This window comes from Marivirga arenosa, from assembly GCF_030503895.2.
GTDB lineage: Bacteria > Bacteroidota > Bacteroidia > Cytophagales > Cyclobacteriaceae > Marivirga > Marivirga arenosa.
The window spans coordinates 628,425-654,901 of the sequence record NZ_CP129970.2; the positions used below are offsets into that span (position 1 = coordinate 628,425).

A 26,477-nucleotide genomic window follows, 5' to 3' on the forward strand; every position below is an offset into this window, starting at 1 on the left:
AATATTTTCCTTTTGATATCCTTCACCAGTTAAGCGAACAAACTTTTTTCATTTTTTTTTATCTAGCTATTTCTAAGTATAGCCCTTTCTTTATCATTCGCTAATATAGCGAATAATTTCTTACAGCGAATATTCGCTTGTAAATTAATTTTCGCTAACCTACATTTGAAGCATCGATCATTTAAAAATCTGATAATCAAATGGAAACATCAATCGAACAATTACAGAGCAGAAAACCGAAGCAAAAAGAATTTAATCTTTTAACTGATGAGGCAATCTCGTTTTTGAACAGACTACATGAAAAGTTTAGTGATAATAGGTATGAATTGATTGGAAAACGTGAGCAAGTTTATGACCAACTAAGAAACGGTAAAAACTTAAATTTCCCTAAAACTACTGAGGACATCAGAAATGATCCTAATTGGTCAATCGATCCATTACCAAAGGATTTACAAAATAGAAAAGTGGAAATCACAGGACCTGTTGACAGAAAAATGATCATAAACGCTTTGAATTCTGGCGCTAAAGTTTTCATGGCTGACTTTGAAGATGCCACCAGTCCAAGTTGGAAAAACATAATGGAGGGTCAAATAAATCTATATGATGCAATAAGAAATCAAGTAGATTTTACTGCACCTAACGGTAAAAAATATAAACTGAATAAGGATAGAGCAGTTTTAAAAGTTCGCCCAAGAGGATGGCATCTCTCCGAAAAAAACTTCTTGGTAAATGGCGAACCTATATCTGCTTCATTGTTTGATTTTGGCTTATACTTCTTTCATAATGCACACGAATTAATCAGACAAGGTAGCGGTCCATATTTTTATCTTCCCAAACTCGAAAATCGATTTGAAGCTAGATTATGGAATGAAGTGTTTGAATTTGCTCAAAATGAATTAGGTATTCCCAATGGAACCATAAAAGCTACTGTTCTAATTGAAACCATTACTGCTGCATTTCAAATGGAAGAAATTATTTATGAACTGAGAGAGCATATGGCTGGATTGAATGCAGGAAGATGGGATTACATTTTCAGTTTCATTAAAAAATTCAGACATAAACCAGATTATATCCTTCCCGATAGGAATCAAGTGACAATGCAAGTGCCTTTTATGAAGGCTTATGCTAATTTATTAGTGAAAACCTGCCATAAACGTGGCGCCCATGCTATAGGTGGGATGTCTGCTTTCATCCCAACAAAGGATAAAGAGAAGAATGAAAAAATATTTGATACCGTAAGAAATGACAAAACTGAAGAGGCTCTAGCAGGATATGATGGCAGCTGGGTAGCCCATCCCGCATTAATCCCAAGTGTAGAAGCAGTATTTGATCAAATCATAGGCGATCAACCACATCAGAAACATATTTTAAGAGAAGAGTTTTCCACTTCAGCATCAGCTTTAACATCTCCTCAAGTAATGTATGGTGAAATTACAGAAAAAGGAGTAAGAATGAATATTAATGTTGCTCTGCTGTATATAGAATCATGGTTACAAGGCATAGGAGCAGCTGCCATTTACAATTTAATGGAAGATGCAGCCACCGCTGAAATTAGCAGAGCGCAACTATGGCAATGGTATCATCACCAAGTATCTCTGAAATGTGGTAAGATATTTAATAGAGCCTTATTCTGTATGCTCCTTGAGGAAGAAACAGAAAAAGTAAAAGAATTATTAGGCCAGGAAAGAGTAGAAAGTGGAAAGCTAGCTATTGCCAGAGATTTACTTAAAAAGCTAGTGAAAAGTGAAGAATTTGAGGACTTCTTGACCTTGAAAGCATACCCTCATTTACAATAAACAAATAACCTTTAAATCTTAAAAATATGAATACTCAAGAAAAAATTAATAAACTAATTGCAGAATGGGATACTAACCCAAGATGGAAAGATGTGGAAAGGACTTATACTGCAGAAGAAGTAGTTAAGCTTGCTGGTACTGTAAAAATTGATCATAGCTTAGCACGTTTAGGAGCAGAAAGATTATGGAATCTGTTGAAATCGGAAGATTATGTGGCGGGATTGGGTGCCTTAACTGGTAATCAAGCAGTACAGGAAGTTCAAGCTGGATTAAAAGCAATCTATTTAAGTGGATGGCAAGTAGCGGCAGATGCTAACTTGGCCGGACAAATGTATCCTGATCAAAGTTTATATCCTGCGGACAGCGTACCAAATGTGGTGAAAAGAATCAATAATGCTCTATTAAGAGCAGATCAAATTCAATCTGTTAGTGGAGAAGGTGATATCCACTGGATGGCGCCTATCGTTGCAGATGCTGAAGCTGGTTTTGGTGGCAATTTAAATGCTTTTGAACTGATGAAAGGCATGATAGAAGCGGGTGCTGCAGGAGTTCATTTTGAAGATCAATTATCATCTGCCAAAAAATGTGGTCATTTAGGAGGGAAAGTATTAGTACCAACACAAGAAGCCATAAATAAATTAATTTCAGCTCGCCTAGCAACAGATGTGATGGATGTGCCAACGCTCATCATTGCTAGAACAGATGCTGATGCTGCTAACCTTTTAACTTCAGATGTTGATGAAAGAGACCGTGAATTCTTAACGGGTGAGCGATCTTCTGAAGGATTCTTTGGAGTAAAAAATGGATTAGAACAAGCGATTAGCAGAGGTTTGTCCTATGCTCCTTATGCGGATTTGGTATGGTGTGAAACTTCACATCCAGATTTAGGAGAAGCCCGAGAATTTGCTCAAGCGATAAAGGAAAAATATCCTGATAAAATGTTGGCCTACAATTGCTCCCCTTCTTTCAATTGGGCGGCTAAGTTAACAGAAAATGAGATGCTAGAATACAGAGAGAAATTAGCTGAAATGGGGTATAAATTTCAGTTCATTACTTTAGCTGGATTCCACGCTTTAAATACCGCCATGTTCGAATTAGCTACTGCCTATAAAAATAAAGGCATGGCAGGTTACTCTGAATTACAACAGAGGGAATTTGCGTTACAAAAACAAGGCTTTAAAGCCGTTAAACACCAAGCCTTTGTAGGTACAGGATATTTTGATGCGGTTCAAAATGCCGTAACACAAGGAAAGGCTTCAACAACAGCTTTGAAAGGTTCCACTGAAGAAGCTCAGTTTTAAAACTAATTTAAATTTCGTTTCCGTAGTCCACAGTTAATTGTGGTTAATATTAAAAGACTTCTTAATTGAGGTCTTTTTTTTTACACTATCTTCTTTAGGTTCCCAAAATAGATGTAGGATATGAAAGCTTATTTTAAATAATTATATATGGAAATTACTGCCTTTAAAAGAATTATATCCTATATGTTACAAATGATACAAATAAATATTATATTATTGTGCAATTTATATTTTGCACATGAGTTACAAGGTTAAGATAGCAATTTTATTAATCTACATTTTTGTAGGAAAGTCATTGGCGGTAGACGCCAAAGGGCTTAATAATTTGCTTGACCCTAGTATCATTTCTTTTTACAATCCTTACTGTAAAAAGGTTAACAACATAAAATCTTCTCACAAACCTATTCAAATTAATCAAAATGAGACTCAGAACTCTCAATCAATTATTATATTAAGTTTTTGTAATACTGAATTTAAATTCGAATTCTCTACCTTAAAATTTTATGTTTTTAAACATGTTAAGTCTTTTAATAAATTCATTATTTCGAGACTACTTTACCTCTATTTAGATCAAGACTCTCCTCCACCACGGCTTTTCTAACAATTTTTATTCTAAGTATTGCTCATTTCTCAGTTTTGAATTTGATGTAAGTTTATTGCATAAAATCAAATTCAGATTTACACTGAAAACTAATCAAATTACATCTTATATCGGATGTATTTCTGCTTAACGGAAAAATGCGTGATGCTCACTCAATTATTTATAAAATTAAATAGGGAAATCTGCCTATTTAAAATCAAACTATTACCGGTTAAATTCTTAATAGAATGAACCAAAATACAATAAACATGAAAAATTACATATTTAGCTCCTTACTTATTTTAACTATACTTTTTGGAGCCCACAATTTAAATGCTCAACATTCAGGAAATGAAGATAAAATCAACTATGTGGTGATAACCAAAAAAATACCACAACTCCAACCGATACTTCTTACTGCTGAAGCTCTCAAAGCAGAAGATGGAGAAAACTTTGGGGAATTTAAAATTATAATCTGCGGGAAGGAAATTGGAGATATTACTGATTCTGATAAAATCAATAAGTTTATTAAAAAAGCGGATAATGCAGGCGTAAAAATTATAGCATGCGGATTTTCTCTCAACAAATTCAAAGTAGATAAAACCAAAATCCCTCAAGAAATAGAAACGGTTGAAAATGGTATTCTTTACAATTTTCAACTTCAGAAAAAAGGATACAAAAGTATAACTCTATAAGTATATGAATATGGAAACGATAATTAATAAATTAAGTAAGTCATTATTCTTAATCGGAATTATGGCATTAACATTTGCTTGCAATAATAAATCAGGCAATAAAGAAAATAGTACAGCGAAGTCCGATACTTTAAGTATAACCATTTTACAAACTGCCGATATACACGGCCAGCTTGATCCACATCCAGAATTATTCTGGGAAAATGAAGAAATAAAATTCAAAACGCGTGGTGGAGTAGCTAATATCAAAACCTTATTTGAGAAAGAAAAAGCAAAAAATCCAAATCGTACCTTAATAGTAGATGGTGGAGACCTGATTCAAGGTAGCGGTTATGCTGCTTTATCTGAAGGTCAGGTAATGTCTGACATCATTAGTAAAATGGGATATGATGTAATCATTCCTGGCAACTGGGAAGTGGTTTATGGTAAGGAAATCATGATGAATGTGATGAATAGCTATAATACTGATGTGATTGCACAGAATATGTATCATGAGGAAACCAAAGAAAACTTATTCCCAGCTTATACTGTAAAAGAAATTGAGGGAGTACGAATTGGATTTATAGGAATAAATGATCCTGCCGTTCCAATCAGACAAAACCCAATATTCAGTGAAGGAATTGCTTTTAGTGGCTTAAATGCTGATTTGAAGAAAATGGTAGATGAAACTAAAGAGAAAGAAAATATAGATGTTCTGTTCTTAGTTACGCACTTAGGTGTGTTTAAACAATTAGAATTGGCTAGCAATCCAATTTCCGAGCATGTGGATTATGTATTAGGTAATGACACTCACGAACGAGTTAGAGAACCAATACAAGGTAAATATGCAAAGGTTACTGAACCTGGTGCATTTGGTTCATTTGTGGGTAAATTAACATTGCATTTTGTAGAGGGCGAATTAGTTGGGGATGATTATGAATTGCTAGATGTTGATCCAGAAGTTTATGCTGCTGATGAAGAAATCCAAGCACTAGTAGACAAAAACAAGGCTCCATACAAAGAAAACCTTGAAACTGTAATTGGATATACTAGTACTCCAGTTTACAGATACCTAACAGTTGAAAATCCAATGGATAATATGATTACGGATGCTGCTCGTTGGAAAACAGGAGTTGATATTGCGATTTCAAATGGCTTCAGATTTGGCAATCCGATTGTCCCTGAAAATGGCAAGCCTGCCCCTATCACAAGAGCAAACCTTTGGAATATTCTACCTGTAAATGAACCTGTTAAAACAGGTAAGGCAACAGGAAAGCAAATCAAAGAATGGTTAGAACAAGAGATGCATAATGCATTTGCTAAAGAGCCTAGTGATCGATTCGGAGGCTGGTTAGTTCGTTTTTCAGGCATGGAAGTGAAATTCAATGTAGAAAATGAAAAAGGAAATAGAATTGAGAGTATAACAGTTAAAGGTCAACCTATGCAAGATGACCAGTATTATTCAATTTCAGCTTGTTTACGCCCTGGCGATCCTCTTGATAGATTATGTAGAATGGACGGAGTAACGGATGTGGATACAAAGGAATACACGATTCATGAGGTAGTTGAAGAATATTTAGCAGAGAATTCACCTATTGCACCAAAACTTGACGGAAGAGCATATAGTGATGCATTAGGTACTTATTCATTTTCTACCGTACCAAGTACTAATTATGTTTTCCAGTAAGAAAAAAATAATTAGATATCATAAATCATTATTATGATTAATAAAAAAACCGCATCAATACCAGATGCGGTTTTCCTTTGAATAAAAATTACAGAATAAAAACTAAAAATATTAAGCTTTACCTCTCAACATTAAGTTCCAATACATAAAAGGTAAACCATATTTTTTCAATATCCACATACTCCACTGCTCTTTGGTAGTATCGACAAATTTTGATAAAAATGGATCACTATCTCTTTCATTTCCATACTTAAATTCAGCCAATACCATTTTACCATAACCTGTAACTAATGGACAAGAAGAATATCCCTCATAACTAGCTAAACCAATTTTATGATTCTTCATCATTTCTAAAAGGTTTTCAACCAATACTGGAGCTTGTTTACGCACCGCAGCGCCTGTTTTAGCAGTTGGCAAAGCCGCAACATCACCCAGTGCAAAAATATTTGCAAATCGCTTATGTTGTAAACTATGCTCATCAACATCTACCCAGCCTTTATTAGCACCTTCTTGTATTGAAACCTGACTATCCTGAATAAATTTAGGAGCCGCTTGAGGTGGAGCTAAATGAAGAAAATCAAAAGGCATTTCTATCTCTGTTTCAGATACTAGACTTTCATTAATAGGATTATTCTCCTCAACTACGCATCCTCCCTCAATATTATGAGTATACTTAAAATAGATTTTCTTAGCATCTGCATCTATTCTTACTGGTGCATAGTAGGGTTTAAATATAATATCACGTTCTGCAATAATTTTATTTAATGTTCTCGCAAATTCCTTAGTTCCAAAAATAACAGTACCTGGTGTTGCAAAGATGACATTAGATTTATCTCTCAATCCATGCTTTCTTAAATAATGTTCTGCTAAATACATGATTTTTTGAGGAGCACCCCCACATTTAATAGGAGTAGTGGGCTGAGTAAAAACCATATTCCCTCCCTTAAATTCTTGCATTTTCTTCCAAGTATGCTCAGGATCAGTGTAGTTACTACATACGACTCCTTTTTCCATAGCTTCAGGTAAGCCTGGTAATAATTCAGGAGCCATCACCAATCCAGGTGCTACAATTAAATATTCGTATTCTACATCCCCAGACTTCTCTGTGGTTACCGTATTCTTTTCAGGAAGAATGTTAGTAGCTTTATCTTTAATCCATTCCACACCTTTAGGAATGTAGTCAGCCTCTTTTCGGATAGTCTTTTGATAATCAAAAGTACCAGCGCCAACAAGAGTCCATGCGGGCTGATAATAATGTTTATCAGACGGTTCGATGATAGCAATATCAAGTTTTTTATCCTTTCTTTTGAGTTGTGCGGCTACCGTAATGCCTGCAGTTCCTCCTCCGATTATTAGGATTTTATGCTTTGCCATGATTCCAAATTTTTTAGTTTTCGTTCGTATAAAAGCTGATATCTCCTTCAACTTTCACTATAAAAAAAAGCAATTATTTCGACTTTTGGAGTGACTTAAGTTACATAAAATATCTAAAAGCAGAAAGACAAATCAATTAATAAAACCTGTGGAAAAAAATCCTAAAAATTATAGTTGATTATTGCATTAATCATGAACAGATTAACCTTATTGATTACTAATGCAGGATTTTCAGGAATATCTTTAGTTAATATTTTACTCGTTAATAAAATTTCTGGCTTAAAACCCTTTAAATTATCATTCTCATAGAATAAATCTAGATTAATGTGCATGTAATTCGGTAAGGCATATTTACTTAATTCAGCCATTGTTACATCAGGAGTCCAATGATGCCCAACACTAATTGCGGATTTAAAATCATGAACATCTCTCGTATAATGATGTAGGTAGTTAAATACTACTGCCTGATTATCTCCAAAACCCTCGCTTCGCTCTCTTTTCTGAAAGCTAAAAAGAAACTCTCTCCCCCATTCTCTTGGAAATAAATAACGTCCCTGATCAGTTATATAATTATAGGATAGGCTTAATTTACCATTTTTTACTGTTCTTGATAATTGAATTCCAAAAAGTTGAGCTAATTCATCCTGAACATATCTATATTCGTAGGTTTCATTCCCCCCATTCCCCACTCGATTTTGAAGCAACCATTCCGCTGAAAATTGAAAGTTTGAATCTGAAAAGGTATAAGATGGTTTAACATAAACCATATTAAAAAGATTATCAGCATAATAATCCCAAACTACAACATTTAAATTGTTCAAATTGTATTCAAAATTCAAAACTCCTATATAATCAGATTCTGTATTTCCTCTATATTGGCTTGCCTGACCATTCACATCTCTACCTACAGGATAAATCCCGATACTTTCTCCAATATTTTCGAAGCCATCGTAACTTCTGGGTGCAATTCTATTAATTGCACCTAATTGGAACTTAACTTTATCTTTTTCCTCATATTTATAAAAAGCGCCCTCAAATAAAGTAGGTATCATCCGGCCATCTTGACCATTTAAGAAGGGGGATTTAAAACCTTGTCTACCAATCTTAATTTGGTGGTTATCTTGCTTATATTGAAGATATAACTCTCCTGGAAAGGCAATAATTTTTTGCGATAAATCCTGACTATTAAAAAGACCTGAAACATACCTGCTACCTCTACCAGTTGTAAGATCTAAAACTTCTACATTGCTTAATCCAGTATTTATACTGCTATATAGAGCACCGCCTACTTGCCAATTATCATTAAAATTGTATTTATATGACAACTTAAGGCCTGTAGCTAATCCATACCAGTTTTGAAGATCACCTTCATTAAATGTATGTAAATAATAATTTCTCCATTGACCACTAAAGTCCCCTTTCTTTACTTCCTCCTGATTATTATTGTCCTGAGCAAATAAAGAAAAGGGAAATAGAGCTATCAATACTAAGACAGTAATTCTCATTTACTTCGTTTTCTTGATTTGATAAACGCTATCGTAATACTGAACAATTGGTTTAAATGGACCATATTTGTGCTGCTCCGCTGGGAATGGATCATCCCAGGGTCCGTAAGCAGTTGAAACTGGTTTTAATTTTAAATCAGGGAAATCATTTTCCGGATTATCTTTTTGAGGTCTTTCAAAGCTATTGATATAAGCCGCAACATGAAAAGCTTCCTCATCCGTTAACTTAGGATTAGCTTTTGTAGCTATTAAATGAGGCATATTCGCTTTGATAAATTGGGCTGCAGTCAAAACTCTATGCATACCAGCACCATGATTAAAACTATCTCCCCCCCATAATGGCGGATATTGATATCCTTTTCTAGCATCATCTAATCGAGTTCCTTGTCCGTCTTCTCCATGACAAACCTGACATTCATTTACATAGACTTGTTTTCCTACTATAGTATCTGCTTTAAATTCTGGTATTTTTACTGAAGTAAACCCTTTAAACCATTTTGCAGTATCTTCAGGAACTCCTTCACTCAACCATTCCATATAGGCAACTAATGCCTGCATCTGCTCAGAATCTTCAGGTAGTGCTTTACCATTCATACTTCTTTGCATACAACCGTTAATTCGCTCTTCAATAGTACCAATTTTGTTTTCTCTGCCTCTAAACTGTGGGAATCTGTTAGTAACTCCAACCCAAGATGCTGCTCCTGGCTTAGTTCCTGCTTCCAAATGACAGTTTTGGCAGGTTAAATTGTTACCTGAATAAAGTCTTTCATCCTTATTGATCACCTGAGGTCCCATCCATTTCGGTGATTCGGTTGTAAGAAGATATCCGAATTTAACTAAATCACCTCTTTTACCTTCTGGCAAATCCTTGTCAAGAGATGGAAGGTGCCATTCTTTATCTGCTTTAGAAGACGAGACCCCAATCCAGTCAGGAGCCTCGTCCATAAATACAACCGCCATGAAAAGAGTTATTACAACTGCCAGGATTCCAAACATTACTGCTGCTGTCATCCTGATTAATTTCAAAAAGTCCATTATACTAAGTCTATTTAATATGGCTAAGTTATATCTATACTCTTAGTGAGGAAGCTTATCTTTAAGCTTTCCATAAACAAAAGTTCCTAATACAGCTGATAGGATTACTACCAAAATAACGCCAACACCATTACCTACCAAAATGAACATTGGTCCTGGACAAGCCCCAGTCATAGCCCAACCTAAACCAAAGATTGTACCTCCAATTAAATATCTTGCCCAGCTAAATGCTTTCGGTGGAATATTAATTGGTTCACCGTCAATCGATTTTAAGTTGTTTCTTTTAATCAATTGAATTACAATAATACCCACTACTACAGCTGACCCAATCACTCCATACATATGAAATGATTGAAATTTAAACATTTCATAAATTCTAAACCAAGAGATTACTTCAGCTTTTGCCAGTGTAATCCCAAAAATTGCGCCTATTAATAAATATCTTAAAAATTTCATTTCTTCGTTTCAGTTTAATTTTGATAAAATTTACATTACAAGTAAGTAGGGTAAGATAAAGTAGGTCATGATTAAACCTCCAATAAAGAAACCGATAACAGCCACTAATGAAGCAGGCTGAAGATCACTTAGTCCAGATATTGCATGACCTGAAGTACATCCTCCTGCGTATCTGGTACCAAAACCTACTAGAAATCCACCTACTACCATAAAGATGAATCCTTGAACTGAAAGTAAATTTTCCCAATTAAAAATTTCTGTTGGTACTAAAGTCTCACCAGGATTATTGATTCCTAATGCTTGTAATTCTGTAATAGTAGTTTCAGAAATATTGGCCGCAGGCTCATATCCTAAATATAAGTGCGAGATTAAACCTCCTAATACTAAACCAAGAGCAAATACCAAGTTCCATGTTTGGGTTTTCCAGTCAAAATCAAAAAACTCACATGATTTACCTGCTCCTAAAATTGAGCACATAGTTCTTAAATTTGCAGATAGCCCGAATGATTTCCCGAAAAATAGCATTGAAAACATTACAAGAGCAATGAGTGGGCCTGCAACGTACCATGGCCATGGTTGACTAATCCATTCTAAAATATTGTTCATAAAATACTTTTTTTAGTTTAATTCTAATTAATTTAATTCTTTAATTTAAAAGTCCGTTCTTTTCCTAATATGATGTTACAAAATTAAACGTAGAACATTCCGAAAGGCGTAACAAATGTTACCTATTTATTGCTAAAATGTCAGCTGAAATACTTAATAGGGCTTATACATTGATTTTAAAGGAGTAAACTATAAATGATGGAAGAATTTATTTCTGATAATTTATTTGAAAATATTGAAGCAAGTGAAGCCAATTTCAAATTGGCTGAATATGATAATTGTACATTTAAAAACTGTAACTTTCAAAATTATGATTTAAGAAATTTTAAGTTTATTGATTGTCAATTTGATGCATGCAATCTATCCTCAGTAAAAATTCATAACACTTCATTTCAATCTATTGAATTTACTAATTGTAAAATATTAGGAGCTCATTTTGATCAATGCAACGATTTTGGTCTTTCAATCAATTTCAAAACCTGTATTTTAGATCAATCTGTATTCTATGGTATGCAATTAAATAAAACCAATTTTGTAAACTGTAAACTTATTGAAGTTGATTTTACAGAATGTAATTTAAAAGAATCTAATTTTAACCAATCTGATTTATCAGGAGCAGTATTTGAAAATTGCGATTTACAAAAAGTGGATTTCAGAAATGCAGAAAACTTTAATATTGATCCAGAGATCAATAAAATCAGAGCTGCCAAATTTTCAAATAATGATTTAGCTGGCTTATTAATGAAACATCAAATTAAAGTAGAATACTAATATAATTTACTCTCCTTATTATTTTAATTTTAGATTGATGTACAAATATCTTTATCGTTAAGCCTTGAACTAAAATTGAAAATACAACCGAATAAATAGCGTAAAGAATAATATTTTTAGCATCAAAATCATATTGTGCCATCGCTCCTCCTTTAATTGCTTAACATTAATTGATAAAGTTTTGCAAAAAACCTCAACATCACAACCATTTATACTTCCATAAAATCAAACCCTCAGAAAATAGAAATGCTAGGTATAATATTTCGGGAACTTAATAGACTGAGAGGAGAATCTATACTGAAAGAACTAGGGCAATAATCATCAGTCCTATAGTGGAAGGGAGATTTGTAAAATTTACATTTATGAATGTAAAAACTGCTGCTCAGAATATGAATAGTTTGGTTAAATCTAATTCAACCATTATGATTTAGATTACCAATTTATGTTTGAATTTAAATTAGCAATTACAATCAACTAGAATAAAATAAATATTATTTTATTGGGATATACCTAATACAAAAAGAGACCGCAGTGAATAACTGCGGTCTCTTTTATATTTTTAGAATAATAATATTTTATCTTCCGAAGGCTTCTACGTTATAATCAAGTTTTGTACCGTACATTGGGAAAGTTATTTTAAGCATTCCATAAAAACCTCTTTTTTGTAAACCTGGTCTCAACCCAATTTCAGCACCATAACCCCATCCTAACGTTCTGTTGAAATGGCCATCAATACCTAATCGACCACCAAACATGAAAGTATTGATTGTAGAAGCATCATATTCAAAGAACTGAGTTGCTCCTGCGGGTTGGTGAAAGAAGTTTTCAACTGTTACCATTGGGAAAATGAATAAATCTAAGAAGGTAGAAAACACATGATCATCCACTAACTCTTCATAGGTTTTATCTGGTTTAGCAGCAAAGTTTTTGATCCACGTAAAACCACCTCCAACTGAAACACCAGCACCTAAAACATTACCGAATACTGCTCCACTATCTTCACCCGTAATTGAGTTGTCCGATTGTTCAGTTTCTCCAACTGGATTTACTACCACTCCTTGAGAACCGATAGCTCTACTTAATTCAGAAGTAGTTTCATAATATACACCACCTAATCTAGCGAATAAAATCTCTCTTCTTTTATTAGGTATCGGAGCTCTTTTAGGAACTTTTGCTGCCCATTCTGCACCTTGATAATTCTTAGAATATAAAGGTATTAAACTTTCAGATTCCTGCTCTTTATCCCAGATATGATAAGAGGCACTTGCTTCAGCGAAGAAATACGTTCTGGCCCTTGATTGAGGATCAAATCCATTTTTCTGAGCAGAGTTTCTTGCAAAATCACTTCCAATAAAATAAGGAGTTCTAGCATGTGCTTTAAAATGCATCTTATCCTTAAGATAATAAGTAGCATCTAAGCCAAAACCTGATGTTATGTTGGTTACATGTATATCACCATATGCTGGTGTAATCCCAATAAATAGTTTATTTATATCATAAGGATCGTTATACATTTCTTCATATGTAACGGTCTTATTATCAGATCTTCTTCTAAACTGTGCATCCGCAGTGAATACAAAAGTATAAGATATTAAGATGACAAGAATAAGTCTAACTAGCTTCACTATAATTCTATTTTTTACAGCTGTAAATATAATAATTAATTAGGACTACAATAAATGTAGTTCCTAATTGAGGCAAAACCTCAATAAATTATGGAAAAATAGCAATTATTTATAATAATAGCCTTATCCCACTAAATTTTTAAGCACTTTTTCGTGTGATTTAACAATATGATCAAGATCTTCAGCTGATAATGAAGTAGATAAAAACCATGATTCAAATTGAGCAGGTGGTAAATAAACCCCTTCATTTAACATACCTTGAAAATATTTTCCAAACATCTCGGTATCGCATTTTTTCGCCCCTTCAAAGTCATAAACTTGCTCATTTGTAAAGAATACACTAATCATAGATCCTAATTGATTGATCGTATAATCCTTACCTAAAGCTGTATTTACTTTGGCTAATTCTTTAGCTAAATATTGACCAGAAGCTCCAATTTGCTCATATACTTCGTCATGATCATTCAAATAACTTAGTATAGCGTAGCCTGCCGCCATTGCAATAGGATTCCCAGACAAAGTACCTGCCTGATAAACTGGGCCTTGCGGAGATACAAAATCCATGATTTCTTTTTTACCTCCATAAGCACCTACAGGCATACCTCCACCAATAATTTTACCTAAGGTGGTAATATCTGGTTTTATGTTGAAGATTCCCTGAGCGCCTGCTTTGGATAATCTGAAACCAGTCATTACTTCATCAAAAATTAATACGATTCCATTTTGGTCACAGATTTCCCTTAAGCCTTGTAAATAACCTTCCTTTGGAAGAACACAGCCCATATTACCAGCGACTGGCTCAACTATTAAAGCCGCAATCTGATCTTTATTTTGTTCTACAATATTTTTTACTGCATCTAAATCATTAAATGGAGCTGTTAAAGTATCTTTTGCAGTTCCTTGTGTTACCCCTGGAGAATTAGGAGTACCCATGGTTGCTGCTCCACTTCCTGCTGCAATTAAGAAGCTATCACCATGGCCATGGTAACAGCCTTCAAATTTCAATATTTTTTCTCTGCCCGTATAACCTCTAGCTAATCGAACTGCTGACATAGTAGCTTCAGTACCCGAGTTTACCATCCTAACTTTTTCAATGGATGGCACCATATGGGTTATTAATTCAGCAATCTCTATTTCTTTTGCTGTAGGAGCACCAAATGAAAGTGATCTTTTTAAAGCATCCGCTACTGCTGCTTCAATAGCTCCATTTCCATGACCTAAAATCATAGGCCCCCAAGAATTGATTAAATCAATGTATTTATTTCCATCTTCATCATACATATAAGCACCTTTAGCACTTTTTATGAAGATGGGATCACCCCCAACTGCTTTAAATGCCCTAACAGGTGAGTTCACACCACCTGGAATAAAATTTTGTGCCTTAGTAAATAAAGATTTGCTTTTGGACTTATCCAACATAAATAGTTTGCTTTTTGTATTTGAAAATTATTCTTTGAAAACAGAAGGATTCTCTTCCTCTTCTTGCTCATAATTGAGCATCTTCAATTTTAAATCCTCCATTTTCATGATTGGTACTACTTGATTATCATTCGCATTTGTATAATCAAACCCAAAGTATAAATAGCCTTCCTGAAACCCTTCTTCATAAAGACCATACTGGAAATAATTACCATATTGAATTAATTTAGCTCCAAAAAATCTCATGGTTTCATATCCGTCATAACTATACTGTGAAGGCAATTTGTTATAACTTTCTTTATAGGAATCTTTAAAATCTACTACTTCTGCAGACGTAAAATCGAAATAATTCTGACCAATCATTATTACGCCCATTCTTTGTAATTGATCAAATGAAATTTGATTAAATTCCATCCATTCATCATATCCAATTAAAGGAATACTATCTCTTCTTGTATCAATCGCACTCAAAACATTAGATACTAATAAATTATCCGAAGAAGCTAGCATGATATGACCTATGGTATCTCGTGACATTATTAAAGAATCCTCTTCACTTACTCTCACTTTAACTGTATTACTAACATAAACTTTACCATCAGTATAGGTAGTGTCAGGATCAAATACCTCAGTTAAAGACCGTAATATTTCAGTACTAGAAACTGCAGAGCGAGATGCGGCCATCCAAGTAATATTAAATGAATCCTTTTCTAATTCTCTTTTGTAGGTATAAGCAAAAATAGAATCTTGTGATTTGCTTCCATATAAGATAGTAGCATTTTTTGACTCCATATTATTTATAGCAAACCTAGCTGCCATTTTAGCTCGTGTTTCAGGAGTCGCCTTAGTCAAAAAGGAATAAGGATTCGTGGCAATTGTCTCAGAATTCGTAGATAATGGATTAACCATATTTATTTTATGCTCATAAGAATAGGCTCTTATCATTCCTGCTGGAATAGGATATAAAGGTCCAATAATCATATCCATTTGTAACAACTCACCACTTTCAATGATCTCTGACGTGGTTAAACTATCTCTTTTGGTATCATAAGCAAAAAGCTCAATCTTCTTTCCATTTGCATTCAATTCATTCGCTGCTATTTCAATGCCTTGATAAATATCCAATACAAACTGATTTCCTTTGTTTCCCTTAGTAGTAGTAAGATTATCAGTTAAAAAAGGTAATAAAACCGCAATTCTGTATTGGTCTTTCTTTTCAGAAACACTTTTATCAACAAAATCGAAGCTTGCTCTATTTAAATTGAATGAATCAATCAAGAATTCCATTAACTCAACCTGTCTATCTACTATGGGTTGTTGATTAATTTTCATGGCTAAATGCTCAGCCAGAATCTTATCATAAGGGTTTAATTCTAAAGCTTTCTGGAGTTGAGGAATGCTATCATAGTTAACCAAAGTGTAACGCTTGATCTTCTGAGCAACGGTATCTAAGTCCCTATTTTCGATACTGTTTAAAACATTAAGTCCTTTGAGAAGATCACCTTCTTGCAATAACATTTTGCCATACCAAATATTAGCCTCATCAATTTTATCCCATTCAGGATGTGTAGTTCTTATTCTTCCTAACACTTCCATGGCTCTTTCTTTATTGCCTGTTTCATAAGCTGAAATTGCATAGAAATAGGAAGCATAAAGATAAAATGGATTATTCTCGTTAAGATCTAACAGATTTACAAAATGATTTTGAGCTCTTTGATAGTTAGCCTGTTTGAAATAATTCTTTCCAGACAAGTATTCTGATTGATAATTTACTTGTGCATTTAGCTGAAAGGCACAAAACATTATCACTCCAAATATAATAATTGGTTTTAATCGCATGATCTCTTTATTATCCTGATAGAAAGCATTAATAAGTTTAAAATTAATTATTCCCACTCAATTGTAGCTGGGGGCTTAGAACTAATATCATAAACAACTCTATTAACACCTTTTACTTTATTTATAATTTCATTCGATACATCACTTAAGAATTCATAAGGCAGATGAACCCAGTCTGCAGTCATACCATCTACACTCGCTACAGCTCGCAATGCCACTACTCTTTCGTAAGTTCTTTCATCTCCCATTACTCCTACAGATTGGATTGGAAGTAAAATTGATCCTGCTTGCCAAACATCATCATAAAGTCCTCTTTCTTTCATCATTCCTATAAATATCGCATCTACTTCTTGGATAATATGGACTTTTTCAGGCGTAACATCTCCCAAAATACGAATTGCCAAGCCTGGACCTGGGAATGGGTGACGACCTAATATTTTTTGATCGATTTCTAATGCTTTTCCTACTGAACGAACACCATCTTTGAATAGTGTTTTCAGTGGTTCTACCACCTTTAAATTCATCTTTTCTGGAAGACCGCCCACATTGTGATGTGATTTAATAGTTGCAGAAGGTCCTTTTACGGATACTGATTCAATAATGTCAGGATATATTGTTCCTTGCGCTAACCATTTCACATCCTTAATAGCATGAGCTTCTTGATCGAATACTTCTATAAATGTTTTACCAATTTCTTTACGTTTTCCTTCAGGATCAGAAACCCCTGCTAAAGCTTTATAAAATTGGTCTTTTGCATCAACCCCTTTTACATTAAGTCCCATGTGTTTGTAGGATTCTAAAACCTCTTCAAACTCATTCTTCCTCAATAGACCATTATCTACAAAAATGCAATATAAGTTTTTACCAATTGCATGATGGATAAGCATTGCTGCAACTGATGAATCAACACCACCTGACAACCCTAATACTACTTTATCATTACCTAATTGTTCTTTTAATTCCGCAATCATGCTATCAGCAAAAGCTTCTGAGGTCCAATCTTGGGCACAGCCACAGATCTTCACTAAGAAATTTTCTAACAGCTGCTTACCTTCTAAAGTGTGCGTTACTTCTGGGTGGAATTGAATGCCATAGGTAGGTTCATCATCTAGTTTAAATGCGGCAACTTCTACAGAGGGAGTGCTTGCAATAATTTTAAACCCGCTAGGTAATGTTTTTATAGTATCGCCATGTGACATCCAAACCTGCGATCCTTTGGTTAGGTTTTTTAGCAAATCATTATTTTCATCAAAACTAGTAAGTTTTGCTCTACCGTATTCTCTTATTTCTGAAGGCAAAACCTCTCCTCCATTATTTTGGGCTAAATATTGCGCTCCATAGCAAACTCCTAAAAGCGGAACTTTTCCACGATATTTTGAAAGATCAATCTTTGGGCAATCCTCATCCCTTACTGAACAAGGGCTACCTGATAAAATGACTCCCTTTACATCAGGGGTTAATTCTGGTGCGTCATAGAAAGGATGGATTTCACAATAAACGTTAAGTTCACGTACTCTTCTTGCTATTAGTTGAGTGTATTGTGAACCAAAATCTAGAATAATAATTTGCTCTGTCATGCTGCAAAAATAATAGGATGATTCAGTTAAGCATAGAAAAAACTAAATTTGCTTTTAAATAACTGAAAAATAGAGTTTTACATTCTTGAAATATCTAACTAAAACACAAGAAAGTAACATTTAAGAAAAGTATTGATGAGATTTAGTTAAAAATCCTAAATCCCCACACCAAAATATCATCAACTTGTTCTTGATCTTTTTTCCACTCATCGAAGGTTTCCTTAATAATTTCCTTTTGTGTATTCATCTTCTTCATATGAATCCTTAACAATAATTCTCGGAAATTCTTAATCATATATTTTTTGTTATTTAGACCTCCAAATTGATCTACATAACCATCAGAGAAGAGATAAAAACAAGTATCATTAGTAATCTTTATTTCATGAACATCGAAATCCTTAACTTTTTTATCATGATCAAGCCCGATGGTGGTTTTATTTCCTTTTAGCTGATGTAATTGCTTATTCTGAATATAAATCAATTCATGATTAGCACCAGAAAACTGTACTTTTTGTTCTTTTTTATCCCAAACGCATATAGAAATATCCATCCCATCCCTATTGCCTGTTTGCTTTTGCCTTAGGAGATGCGCCACACTCAATTTTAGCTGCTTTAATATTTCTGCAGGATTAATAACATTTTTAAAATTAATTATGTGGTTAAGGAGATCATGACCAATAAAACTCATAAACGCACCGGGAATTCCATGACCCGTGCAATCGGCAACAACAACAAAAACCTTATTTTCGGTTTCATTAAACCAATAAAAATCACCACTCACAATATCTTTTGGCTGATAGTAAATAAAGAAATCTTCTAATTCTGCTGATATTCGAGTGTGAAAAGGAAGAAGAGCCGTTTGGATACTTTTAGCATAATTCATGCTATCGGTAATATTTTGATTTTTCTCCTGAATTAACTGATTTTTATGAATGACATCAGTATTAATGGCTTTGAGTCTTTCCGCTTGTGTTTCGATTTCCTCCCGTTGCTGAAGAATTTCTTCGTTTTGTAATTTAAGCTGGATATTAGCTTTCTGCTTTTGGTTTTTAGCTCTGAAAGTAAGAATTGCAAAAACTATTATAATTACCAAAACACTTACAATTACAATATTCAGAACTCTTTGTTGGTAAATCGTTTTCTGCTTTAACTCTTTATCAATTCTTAAAATTTCATTCTCTTTCTCTTTCTGCTCCGTTTCATAAATAATTCTAAGGTTTGAAATTTGTTTTTGTTTCTCTTCATCAAGCAATTTACTTTTACTTATATCGGCAGAGTCTTTGTATTGAAAAGCTTTTCTAAATTGACCTTTTTTATACAAGATTTCGGACAAATTCTCAAAAGACTCAATCTTCCATTTTAAAGAATTAATTTGGCGTGATAAGTCTAAAGCAGAGTTTACATTCTCTTCAGCAGCAGCTAAATTTCCGGTTGTGATGTATATCCCTACCAGAAAATTTAAGTATTCAACGGCTCCTAAGAAATCCTGGCTTTCAATTAAAAGATCTAGCGTTTTTTTTGTGTTTTGAATTGCTTTGGCTTCTTTACCTTCATTTAAATAAACTTTTGCCTGTACCCCTAAAGCGTAAGCCATGCCATTAACATCTTCGAGCGCTTCAAAAATTTCGTAGGCCTCCCTTTCTAACTTTAAAGCATTATTATTTTCCTGGGTGGCCTGATAAACTTCTCCAATATTTAATTTGTAAACACCAACTGCTACAGGATATTCGGCAGAATCAACTAAATTTAAAGCCTTTTGGTAATACTTTTTGGCATTTTCATAATCATGATGATTAAAATATAATACTCCCAAACTATTGGAAGAATTTGCCACTCCTTTAGAATACCCCAGTATTTCATAATTCCGTAACGACTCTTGCAATAAAGACACTGCTCTATCGTATTCTCCCAGCACATTATAAATAGCACCTAAGATATTAAGAGACTCCGCTTTGATGTAATAGAAATTGCTTTTGTTAGCAAAACCTAATGCATCATTTGCAAATTCGAGTGCTTTTTTTGGATCAATTGTACGATAGGCTACTGCTATATCCAAATAGATATTAGCCTTAACACTATCATTGGAGTTTTGAGCTAGGTTGTATAAGCTATCAATCTCAGATTCCTGTGTGTATCCTAAAAAAGGAATTATACTTATAAAAAGGATTAGGAATATATTTTTCATCTACAATATTAGAATGAATGCTACAATTATGCTTCAGTATTTTCTTTATATATTTCGGATCATTTGAAAAAATTCCATACAAAATACTCTTTTACTTACTGTTATACAAAACTTTAATTTTAGTGAATCGAAAATTCATGAAAGAATCCTCAAAAAACTTATTTTATTCATTTTTAATTACCCTTTCCACAATTCCTATTTTAAGTGAAAATGTAATAGCGCAGGACCAGCTCGATGAAGATACAGTTGAATTAGACTCCACTATTTATGAGACTGACAAAAACTCTTTATTTCCATTACCTGTAGTTTATTACACTCCTGAATCCGGCTTATTTTATGGAGCTAGCATCTTATATAATTTCTTCACCGAGCGAAAAAAGCCAATTATAGCTAGTCAAATTCAATTGGCTGCAGGATATACTACCAAAAACCAAACGCTAATTTTTCTTCCATTTCAAATCTATTGGGATCAGAATAAATGGAGAAGTATAGGGGAGCTTGGCTTCTATAATTATGCTTATCCTTTTTATGGCATAGGGAATAATGGACAACCTGATCAGTTCTCTACCTATAGAGCCATATTCCCAAGGGCGAGAATATTTCTGCTAAAACAAACGATCCCTAATTTATTCATCGGTGGTCGATATTGGTTTGAAAATTACGATATAATTGAATGGGATAATACGGGAAGTTTTCAGCAAGAGGATTACTCAGGTGGTCTTTATAATAGAACAAGTGGTATTGGACCTGCTTTAATTTATGATACCCGAGATGGAGTTTATTATCCTAGAGAAGGACATTATCTAGAGAGTTATACTGAGTTTAACCATAGCCTGACAGGGAGTACACATAATTATGGAACTGTATCGCTAGATTACGCCTATTATAAATCGATCACAGATAAAACGGTTTTAGCCAGCAATGCATTTGTGGTCAACAACTTTGGAGATGTCCCTTTCAACAGATTGGCGCAACTCGGAGGAAATAAGAAAATGCGTGGCTATTTTCAGGGGTATTTTCAAGACAAAAACTTACTATTAGGACAATTAGAAATTAGACAAGAGCTATTTTGGAGATTTGGTTTAGCGGTTTTTGGATCAGCTGGTCAAACCGCAGCCAATTGGGGAGATTATGGCATGGGTAGATGGAATTATGCGGGTGGAGCGGGTTTAAGATTCGTTTTTGATAAAACCAAACATATAAATGTTAGACTTGATTATGCAGTAGGAAAAGAAAGTAGTGGCTTTTACATTGCCTTTAATGAAGCTTTTTAGTAAAAAGCCTGCTAATTTAAATTGGCAGGCTTTATTTTTTCATTTTAGTTCAGTAAAATTTCCTAGATCGAGAGTCCAGTCATAATCCTTATAATTAACACCAGGACTAGCATCTTCGGGAATACAATCATACTTCTTCAAGTATCCAATAACTCCGCCCTGCTCAGAGAAATCTCCTTTAAACCAACTGAATAAAGTAGTGACATAAACTTCTTCTTCATTTTCATCATATCGAATTGTTCTTTGAAGAAATTGTCTGGCAATTTGATTTAATTCATTTTCTAAATCATGAGCACTATAAACCGCTACATAAGGACAAGAAGTAGCACCGCAGTTTAAAGCAAAATGGATTCTACCATCAGTCTCGTCAACTCTAAATTCTTTTTCTAGTTTACTTGCAAAAGGATCTTTCAAAAAACCCATTGATAATTTTACCTTTGATCCTCTAATGATTCCATGTTCTATAAAATCAAAGCTTAGCATTTCTCCTCCTACATTGATTAAATCTGATTTAAAGAACGAACCTCTATCTTCAAACAATGATGGCTCCTCAGAAAGTAGAATTTGTACATAGGCATTATACGTATTGATCCAAAATGCTTTGGTTTTTTCATCAGTATCTAATGATTGAGCTAATTCAGAAAGAGGTAATGCTTTATATTCATCTACGTATTTTTGGTAATCCTCTTTGTTTTTAACAGCAGAAATCAATTTCATACTAAGTTTGACAAATTCATTTGGTTCATTATCAATTTTATTCTGACCGTTAGAAGGAAAACTAAAAATTGTTAAAGAAATGATAATTATTAGGAGGCTAAATCTTTTCATTATTGTTATTTCGTAGATGTTTCAATCAATTACGCAATTATAATCTTTATAGATGTCCCATACACAGAATAATAAAATATCTGTCATTATACCGACACTAAATGAGGCCGAAAACATAAGTACCCTAATTCAGCATTTGAAAGCCAATAGTGGGCATAGTGATATAGAAATAATCGTAAGTGATGCTAAAAGCGAAGACCATACTGCTGAAATTGCTTCAAAATTGGGAGTAATAACAATCAGCACAAAAAAAGCTTCTAGAGCACATCAAATGAATGAAGGAGCTAAAATTGCAAAAGGTGATATTTTATATTTTGTACATGCCGATGCAAAACCTCCCAAAAGTTTTGTACAAGATATCCAACAGTCAGTACATTCAGGAAATGATTTTGGATGCTATCGTTTTAAATTTGATTCTAAAAGTCCTTTTCTTGCTGTGAATTCCTGGTTTACCCGATTTAAAGTCTTGTGGTGTAGAGGTGGCGACCAGACTCTTTTCATTAAAAAATCAGTCTTTGATCAAAATCACGGATTTGATGAAAAGTATGTATTAATGGAAGACTTTGAATTAATCAAAAGAATATGGAAAAAACATCAATTTGGAATTATACCAAAATCTGTATTAGTCTCTGCAAGAAAATATAAGTATAATAGCTACTGGCGAGTGAACCTCGTTAACCTAAAAATATTTCGAATGTTTATGAAAGGAGTTGAACCTCAAATCTTAAAAAAGAAATATTTTCAGTTATTGAAACACCCGAAAGACAATAAAGTAAGCTAGTTTACAATAAACCTTAGTACTCTAGTAGAATTATTTAATCGTACAAAATATAATCCAGAACTAAGCTGAGTAACATTTATTCTAGTTACTTTTTCCTTTACTGGAGAAATTAACATAAGCTTTCCATTAGTATCATATATATAAATGAATTTTGAATCGCCTGTATGAAAAACCTTTAAAAATTCAGATGATGGATTAGGAAAAACCACAAACTCAGAATTTGAGATCTCCCTTAATGAAGTTACACTCCCAATTTCATAGCTTTCTTCTACACTACATCCATTATCATCCGTAATAATTACTGAATAATTCCCTACTGGAATATTATCATTTAAAGCCGTTGTAGCTCCATTACTCCACTCAAAATTATATTCTCCAGTTCCACCTGAAACGGTTAATTCAATAGAACCATTATCTGAGAACCCTTCTGCATCTGTTATTTGTGCAGAAACTTGTAGGGGTTGGGGGTTTTGAATTATTACAGTATCTGAAATTGAGCAGTCCTGAGCATCCAAAGCAGTAATTATATATTCCCCCTCTGCTAAGCCTTCCCAAATATTGGTCTCAACTGCTACTCCATTATTAAGTATATAGCGATAAGGTTTTATTCCTTCTATTAGATTTACTTCAATTGAACCATCATTTGCATTATAGCAGCTAATATTTTCTACAATTATATTTTCAAATGTGAGATCTTCACAAGGGTCTTTTATCACTTGGAAGCTAATTGTGGCAGTATTCGCCTTATATTCATCATTACCATCTTGAGTTACTCTAACAGTTACTTCACCGGGAATTCCACTTAAAGCAACAATTGAGTCTCGAATACTGGCGGGGCCAGATATTTCGTATCTCAAAGGCAATTCGCTTGTTGTTGAAGCTGTAACTACAAAATCAGCATCCGTTGTTAACTTATCAGGAATAGTATTAATAGTAATTGTCTGGGATAATTTATCAACTGTTAAAATTTTATTTACTACAGGAGCAGCAATAAAACTATCATTACCTGCTTGACTCGCACTAATAGTAGTTTGTCCTGCTCCAGTAATAGTTACAATATCACCTTGTATAGTTGCTACAGCATGATTACTTGAGTTATAACTAACTTCCAGTCCACTGCTAGCAGTAGCATTCAATGCAAAATCTAGATCATTCACTTTTTTGGATTCCAAATCTGGGAAGTTAATGATTTGAGTGTCTCTACCATTTGAAATCTCCCATTCAAAACCTGAAGTACTGTAAGTATCATCCCATACTATATATATGGTTTGATTTTGACTCAAAGTAATTCTTAATTCAGATTGTAATCCTTCAAAATCATCATTCTCTGCAATAATTGAATTGCAATCCCTATATAATTTTAAGTCTGTATTTACTGTGGTATAGCCAACTGAGCTGATGATATATTCTCTTTCTTCAGGTGCTGTAAATTCATAAATAGCAGGAGAACTAGCTAAAGTATTAATCCCAAAAGAAGCTATTGAAGCATTATTGCAATCTATTTGAGGACTTTGCTCAACACAAAAAGAAGCTGATAGACTACTGCCAAAATCGGAACCAGTTAAAATTTCTGCTCCATTTGAGTCTGTTAAGGTAAATGAACCTGTCCCAAACTGGCAACAAATACCATCATCTTGGGAATCATAGATTGTAAACTCATAATTTCCATCTCCAAAATCAAAAGTCTCTACATATTCAGTATTATCATTATAGGTGATTGAATCTTTTTGAACAATTTCACCATTTAGCGATAATTCCCAAGTAGTTTCACTTCCGAAATCATCAGTATTGAGGGTAAATTGTATTGGCCCAACATAGCAACCTAACGTATTAAAATTGAATACATCAGAATACTCTCCTTTTGATCCTGTAGCACATATAGGAGCTACTCTGATTTCATAATTTGTCCCAGCTTGTAAATTTGATAATTCAATGGAATTCACATCTGAATTAATTGTAAAACCATTATACCACACTTCATAGCTTGATGCATCAGTTACTGCAATCCAACTTATATTCAAAGAAGTTTCAGTTCTATTAACTAAAGATATTTCTGATGGAGGTGCTAAAGTACAATCTTCATAAACCTGACCTAAATTTTCTCTGAAACCACCCGTTTCGAATAAAGCCTGAGAGCGTAACTTTTGTCCTTCCGTAAACATATTCATGCAATCATCATCCACATAATCCATATAATTCATGAACATATCACTAGTGCTTGTCGTATTTTCACTGCAAGACTTGGAAGGATAGGATGGGCATCCAACATTTGAACTTCCTGCTATTGGAGTGTCCTCTACTTCATCATCCACAGAACAACCACCATCACCCCATATATGAAATAAATTTAAATAATGACCGATTTCATGGGTGGTAGTTCTACCCTTGTCGAAAGGCGCTCCTAAATAAAAATCATTATTGTTATCATAATCAGAACTTCCGAAATAGTAAGGGCTCACCACAATTCCATCTGTAGCATAGTCCCCACCTGGAAATTGAGCGTAGCCTAGTATATCACCCACTAATGGAACCACCCAAATGTTGAGGTGTGTTTCTGGCGTAATCGCATCAACACCACCTGAAGATGAACTTTTCATTTCATCATTAGTATTCCATGCGGTAACTGTAGAAGCCTTTCGGCTAATTCCTTCTAATCTGAATGTTAAACGATAATCCGTAACTAAATTTTTGAACTCGGCTGGGACATTCGCTGTATCGCTGTTTAAAGCTCTAAAATCTTCATTTATTACTGCAATTTGCGAAGCAATTTGTTCATTACTTATATTTTGATCTAATGAATCTTGATCATATATAACATGAACATAAACTGGTATCTCTCTGTAAGTATTATTTTGAGTAGTTCTTGAAAATCTTCTTGATAATAAAAACTCCTCAGTTTGTTTCTGAATTGTTAAAAACCGATTTTCATAGGTTGGATTGGATAAAAGCTTTTGATTATGAATTGTTTGAGCAGCACAATTTCTAGAAGGTAGTAATTGAGATTGGGCTTGGAAACTCAATACCGTCAAAAAACAAAATACTGTGAAAAATATACTTCTCATTTAATAACTTAAGTACTTATGTTAACTTATAAAGTTAAAAATTTTAATATGGTTTAAAGTCTTATAAAACTGTAATTATAAAAATTTAGTTTCAACTGTATG

The 26,477-nt window shown here is 33.7% G+C and carries 19 protein-coding genes; 7 read left to right on the forward strand and 12 right to left on the reverse strand.

From position 1 onward, the window contains the following. Positions 1-200 precede the first annotated feature (200 nt). The 4 genes from aceB to QYS48_RS02650 all read left to right on the forward strand — a co-directional run bounded on the left by aceB (position 201) and on the right by QYS48_RS02650 (position 6,038). Entirely contained in the window at positions 201-1,796 is a 1,596-nt protein-coding gene (aceB, locus tag QYS48_RS02635) for a malate synthase A (RefSeq protein WP_308357407.1), read from the forward strand. Between the two features lie 26 nt (positions 1,797-1,822). Beyond that, complete coding sequence (gene aceA / locus QYS48_RS02640) at positions 1,823-3,097, forward strand: isocitrate lyase (protein ID WP_308357408.1); 1,275 nt, start codon at positions 1,823-1,825, stop codon at positions 3,095-3,097. 849 nt (positions 3,098-3,946) lie between these two features. Next, entirely contained in the window at positions 3,947-4,372 is a 426-nt protein-coding gene (locus QYS48_RS02645; protein WP_308357409.1) for a DsrE family protein, read from the forward strand. Between the two features lie 10 nt (positions 4,373-4,382). Beyond that, positions 4,383-6,038, forward strand: a complete 1,656-nt coding sequence (locus tag QYS48_RS02650) for a bifunctional metallophosphatase/5'-nucleotidase (protein WP_308357410.1) — start codon at positions 4,383-4,385, stop codon at positions 6,036-6,038. 111 nt (positions 6,039-6,149) lie between these two features. Here the strand turns inward: QYS48_RS02650 and QYS48_RS02655 are convergent, their stop codons facing one another. The 5 genes from QYS48_RS02655 to QYS48_RS02675 all read right to left on the reverse strand — a co-directional run bounded on the left by QYS48_RS02655 (position 6,150) and on the right by QYS48_RS02675 (position 11,014). Then, positions 6,150-7,412 carry an FAD/NAD(P)-binding oxidoreductase gene (locus tag QYS48_RS02655; protein WP_302104154.1) on the reverse strand — a complete coding sequence of 421 codons (1,263 nt, stop codon included), beginning with the start codon at positions 7,410-7,412 and terminating at the stop codon, positions 6,150-6,152. Between the two features lie 161 nt (positions 7,413-7,573). Beyond that, positions 7,574-8,917, reverse strand: coding sequence for an OprD family outer membrane porin (locus QYS48_RS02660; RefSeq protein WP_308357411.1), 1,344 nt, complete (start codon positions 8,915-8,917; stop codon positions 7,574-7,576). Continuing rightward, positions 8,918-9,928 (reverse strand): c-type cytochrome, encoded by a 1,011-nt coding sequence (locus QYS48_RS02665; protein ID WP_308357412.1) that lies wholly within the window; start codon positions 9,926-9,928, stop codon positions 8,918-8,920. It lies immediately after the preceding gene. 66 nt (positions 9,929-9,994) lie between these two features. Then, positions 9,995-10,408 carry a DUF6691 family protein gene (locus tag QYS48_RS02670; protein ID WP_308357413.1) on the reverse strand — a complete coding sequence of 138 codons (414 nt, stop codon included), beginning with the start codon at positions 10,406-10,408 and terminating at the stop codon, positions 9,995-9,997. Between the two features lie 30 nt (positions 10,409-10,438). Beyond that, positions 10,439-11,014, reverse strand: coding sequence for a YeeE/YedE thiosulfate transporter family protein (locus QYS48_RS02675; RefSeq protein WP_308357414.1), 576 nt, complete (start codon positions 11,012-11,014; stop codon positions 10,439-10,441). A gap of 195 nt (positions 11,015-11,209) precedes the next feature. On the opposite strand from QYS48_RS02675, the gene QYS48_RS02680 reads away from it, so the two are divergent. Beyond that, positions 11,210-11,785, forward strand: a complete 576-nt coding sequence (locus tag QYS48_RS02680; RefSeq protein ID WP_302103821.1) for a pentapeptide repeat-containing protein — start codon at positions 11,210-11,212, stop codon at positions 11,783-11,785. A 575-nt stretch (positions 11,786-12,360) separates the two neighbouring features. On the opposite strand, the gene QYS48_RS02685 is transcribed toward QYS48_RS02680, so the two are convergent. From QYS48_RS02685 to QYS48_RS02705, 5 genes are all read right to left on the reverse strand, one after another. Beyond that, complete coding sequence (locus tag QYS48_RS02685) at positions 12,361-13,410, reverse strand: hypothetical protein (protein ID WP_308357415.1); 1,050 nt, start codon at positions 13,408-13,410, stop codon at positions 12,361-12,363. A gap of 123 nt (positions 13,411-13,533) precedes the next feature. Further along, a complete protein-coding gene (gene hemL / locus QYS48_RS02690; protein WP_302104153.1) occupies positions 13,534-14,826 on the reverse strand; it encodes a glutamate-1-semialdehyde 2,1-aminomutase in 1,293 nt (430 codons plus the stop codon). A 30-nt stretch (positions 14,827-14,856) separates the two neighbouring features. After that, positions 14,857-16,668, reverse strand: a complete 1,812-nt coding sequence (locus tag QYS48_RS02695; protein ID WP_308357416.1) for an ABC transporter substrate-binding protein — start codon at positions 16,666-16,668, stop codon at positions 14,857-14,859. Positions 16,669-16,715: 47 nt separating this feature from the next. Further along, complete coding sequence (gene guaA / locus QYS48_RS02700) at positions 16,716-18,245, reverse strand: glutamine-hydrolyzing GMP synthase (RefSeq protein ID WP_308357417.1); 1,530 nt, start codon at positions 18,243-18,245, stop codon at positions 16,716-16,718. Between the two features lie 142 nt (positions 18,246-18,387). Further along, positions 18,388-20,430 (reverse strand): tetratricopeptide repeat protein, encoded by a 2,043-nt coding sequence (locus tag QYS48_RS02705; RefSeq protein WP_308357418.1) that lies wholly within the window; start codon positions 20,428-20,430, stop codon positions 18,388-18,390. A gap of 137 nt (positions 20,431-20,567) precedes the next feature. Here QYS48_RS02705 and QYS48_RS02710 point away from each other — a divergent pair, with 137 nt between their 5' ends. Then, entirely contained in the window at positions 20,568-21,704 is a 1,137-nt protein-coding gene (locus QYS48_RS02710) for a BamA/TamA family outer membrane protein (protein WP_308357419.1), read from the forward strand. Positions 21,705-21,743: 39 nt separating this feature from the next. Here the strand turns inward: QYS48_RS02710 and QYS48_RS02715 are convergent, their stop codons facing one another. Further along, complete coding sequence (locus QYS48_RS02715) at positions 21,744-22,532, reverse strand: DUF547 domain-containing protein (protein WP_302103811.1); 789 nt, start codon at positions 22,530-22,532, stop codon at positions 21,744-21,746. A gap of 52 nt (positions 22,533-22,584) precedes the next feature. Here QYS48_RS02715 and QYS48_RS02720 point away from each other — a divergent pair, with 52 nt between their 5' ends. Then, positions 22,585-23,313: a TIGR04283 family arsenosugar biosynthesis glycosyltransferase gene (locus tag QYS48_RS02720; protein WP_302103810.1), complete on the forward strand. Its 729-nt coding sequence runs from the start codon at positions 22,585-22,587 to the stop codon at positions 23,311-23,313. On the opposite strand, the gene QYS48_RS02725 is transcribed toward QYS48_RS02720, so the two are convergent. After that, positions 23,310-26,375, reverse strand: a complete 3,066-nt coding sequence (locus tag QYS48_RS02725) for a M43 family zinc metalloprotease (protein ID WP_308357420.1) — start codon at positions 26,373-26,375, stop codon at positions 23,310-23,312. The genes QYS48_RS02720 and QYS48_RS02725 overlap by 4 nt on opposite strands. Positions 26,376-26,477: the final 102 nt, after the last annotated feature.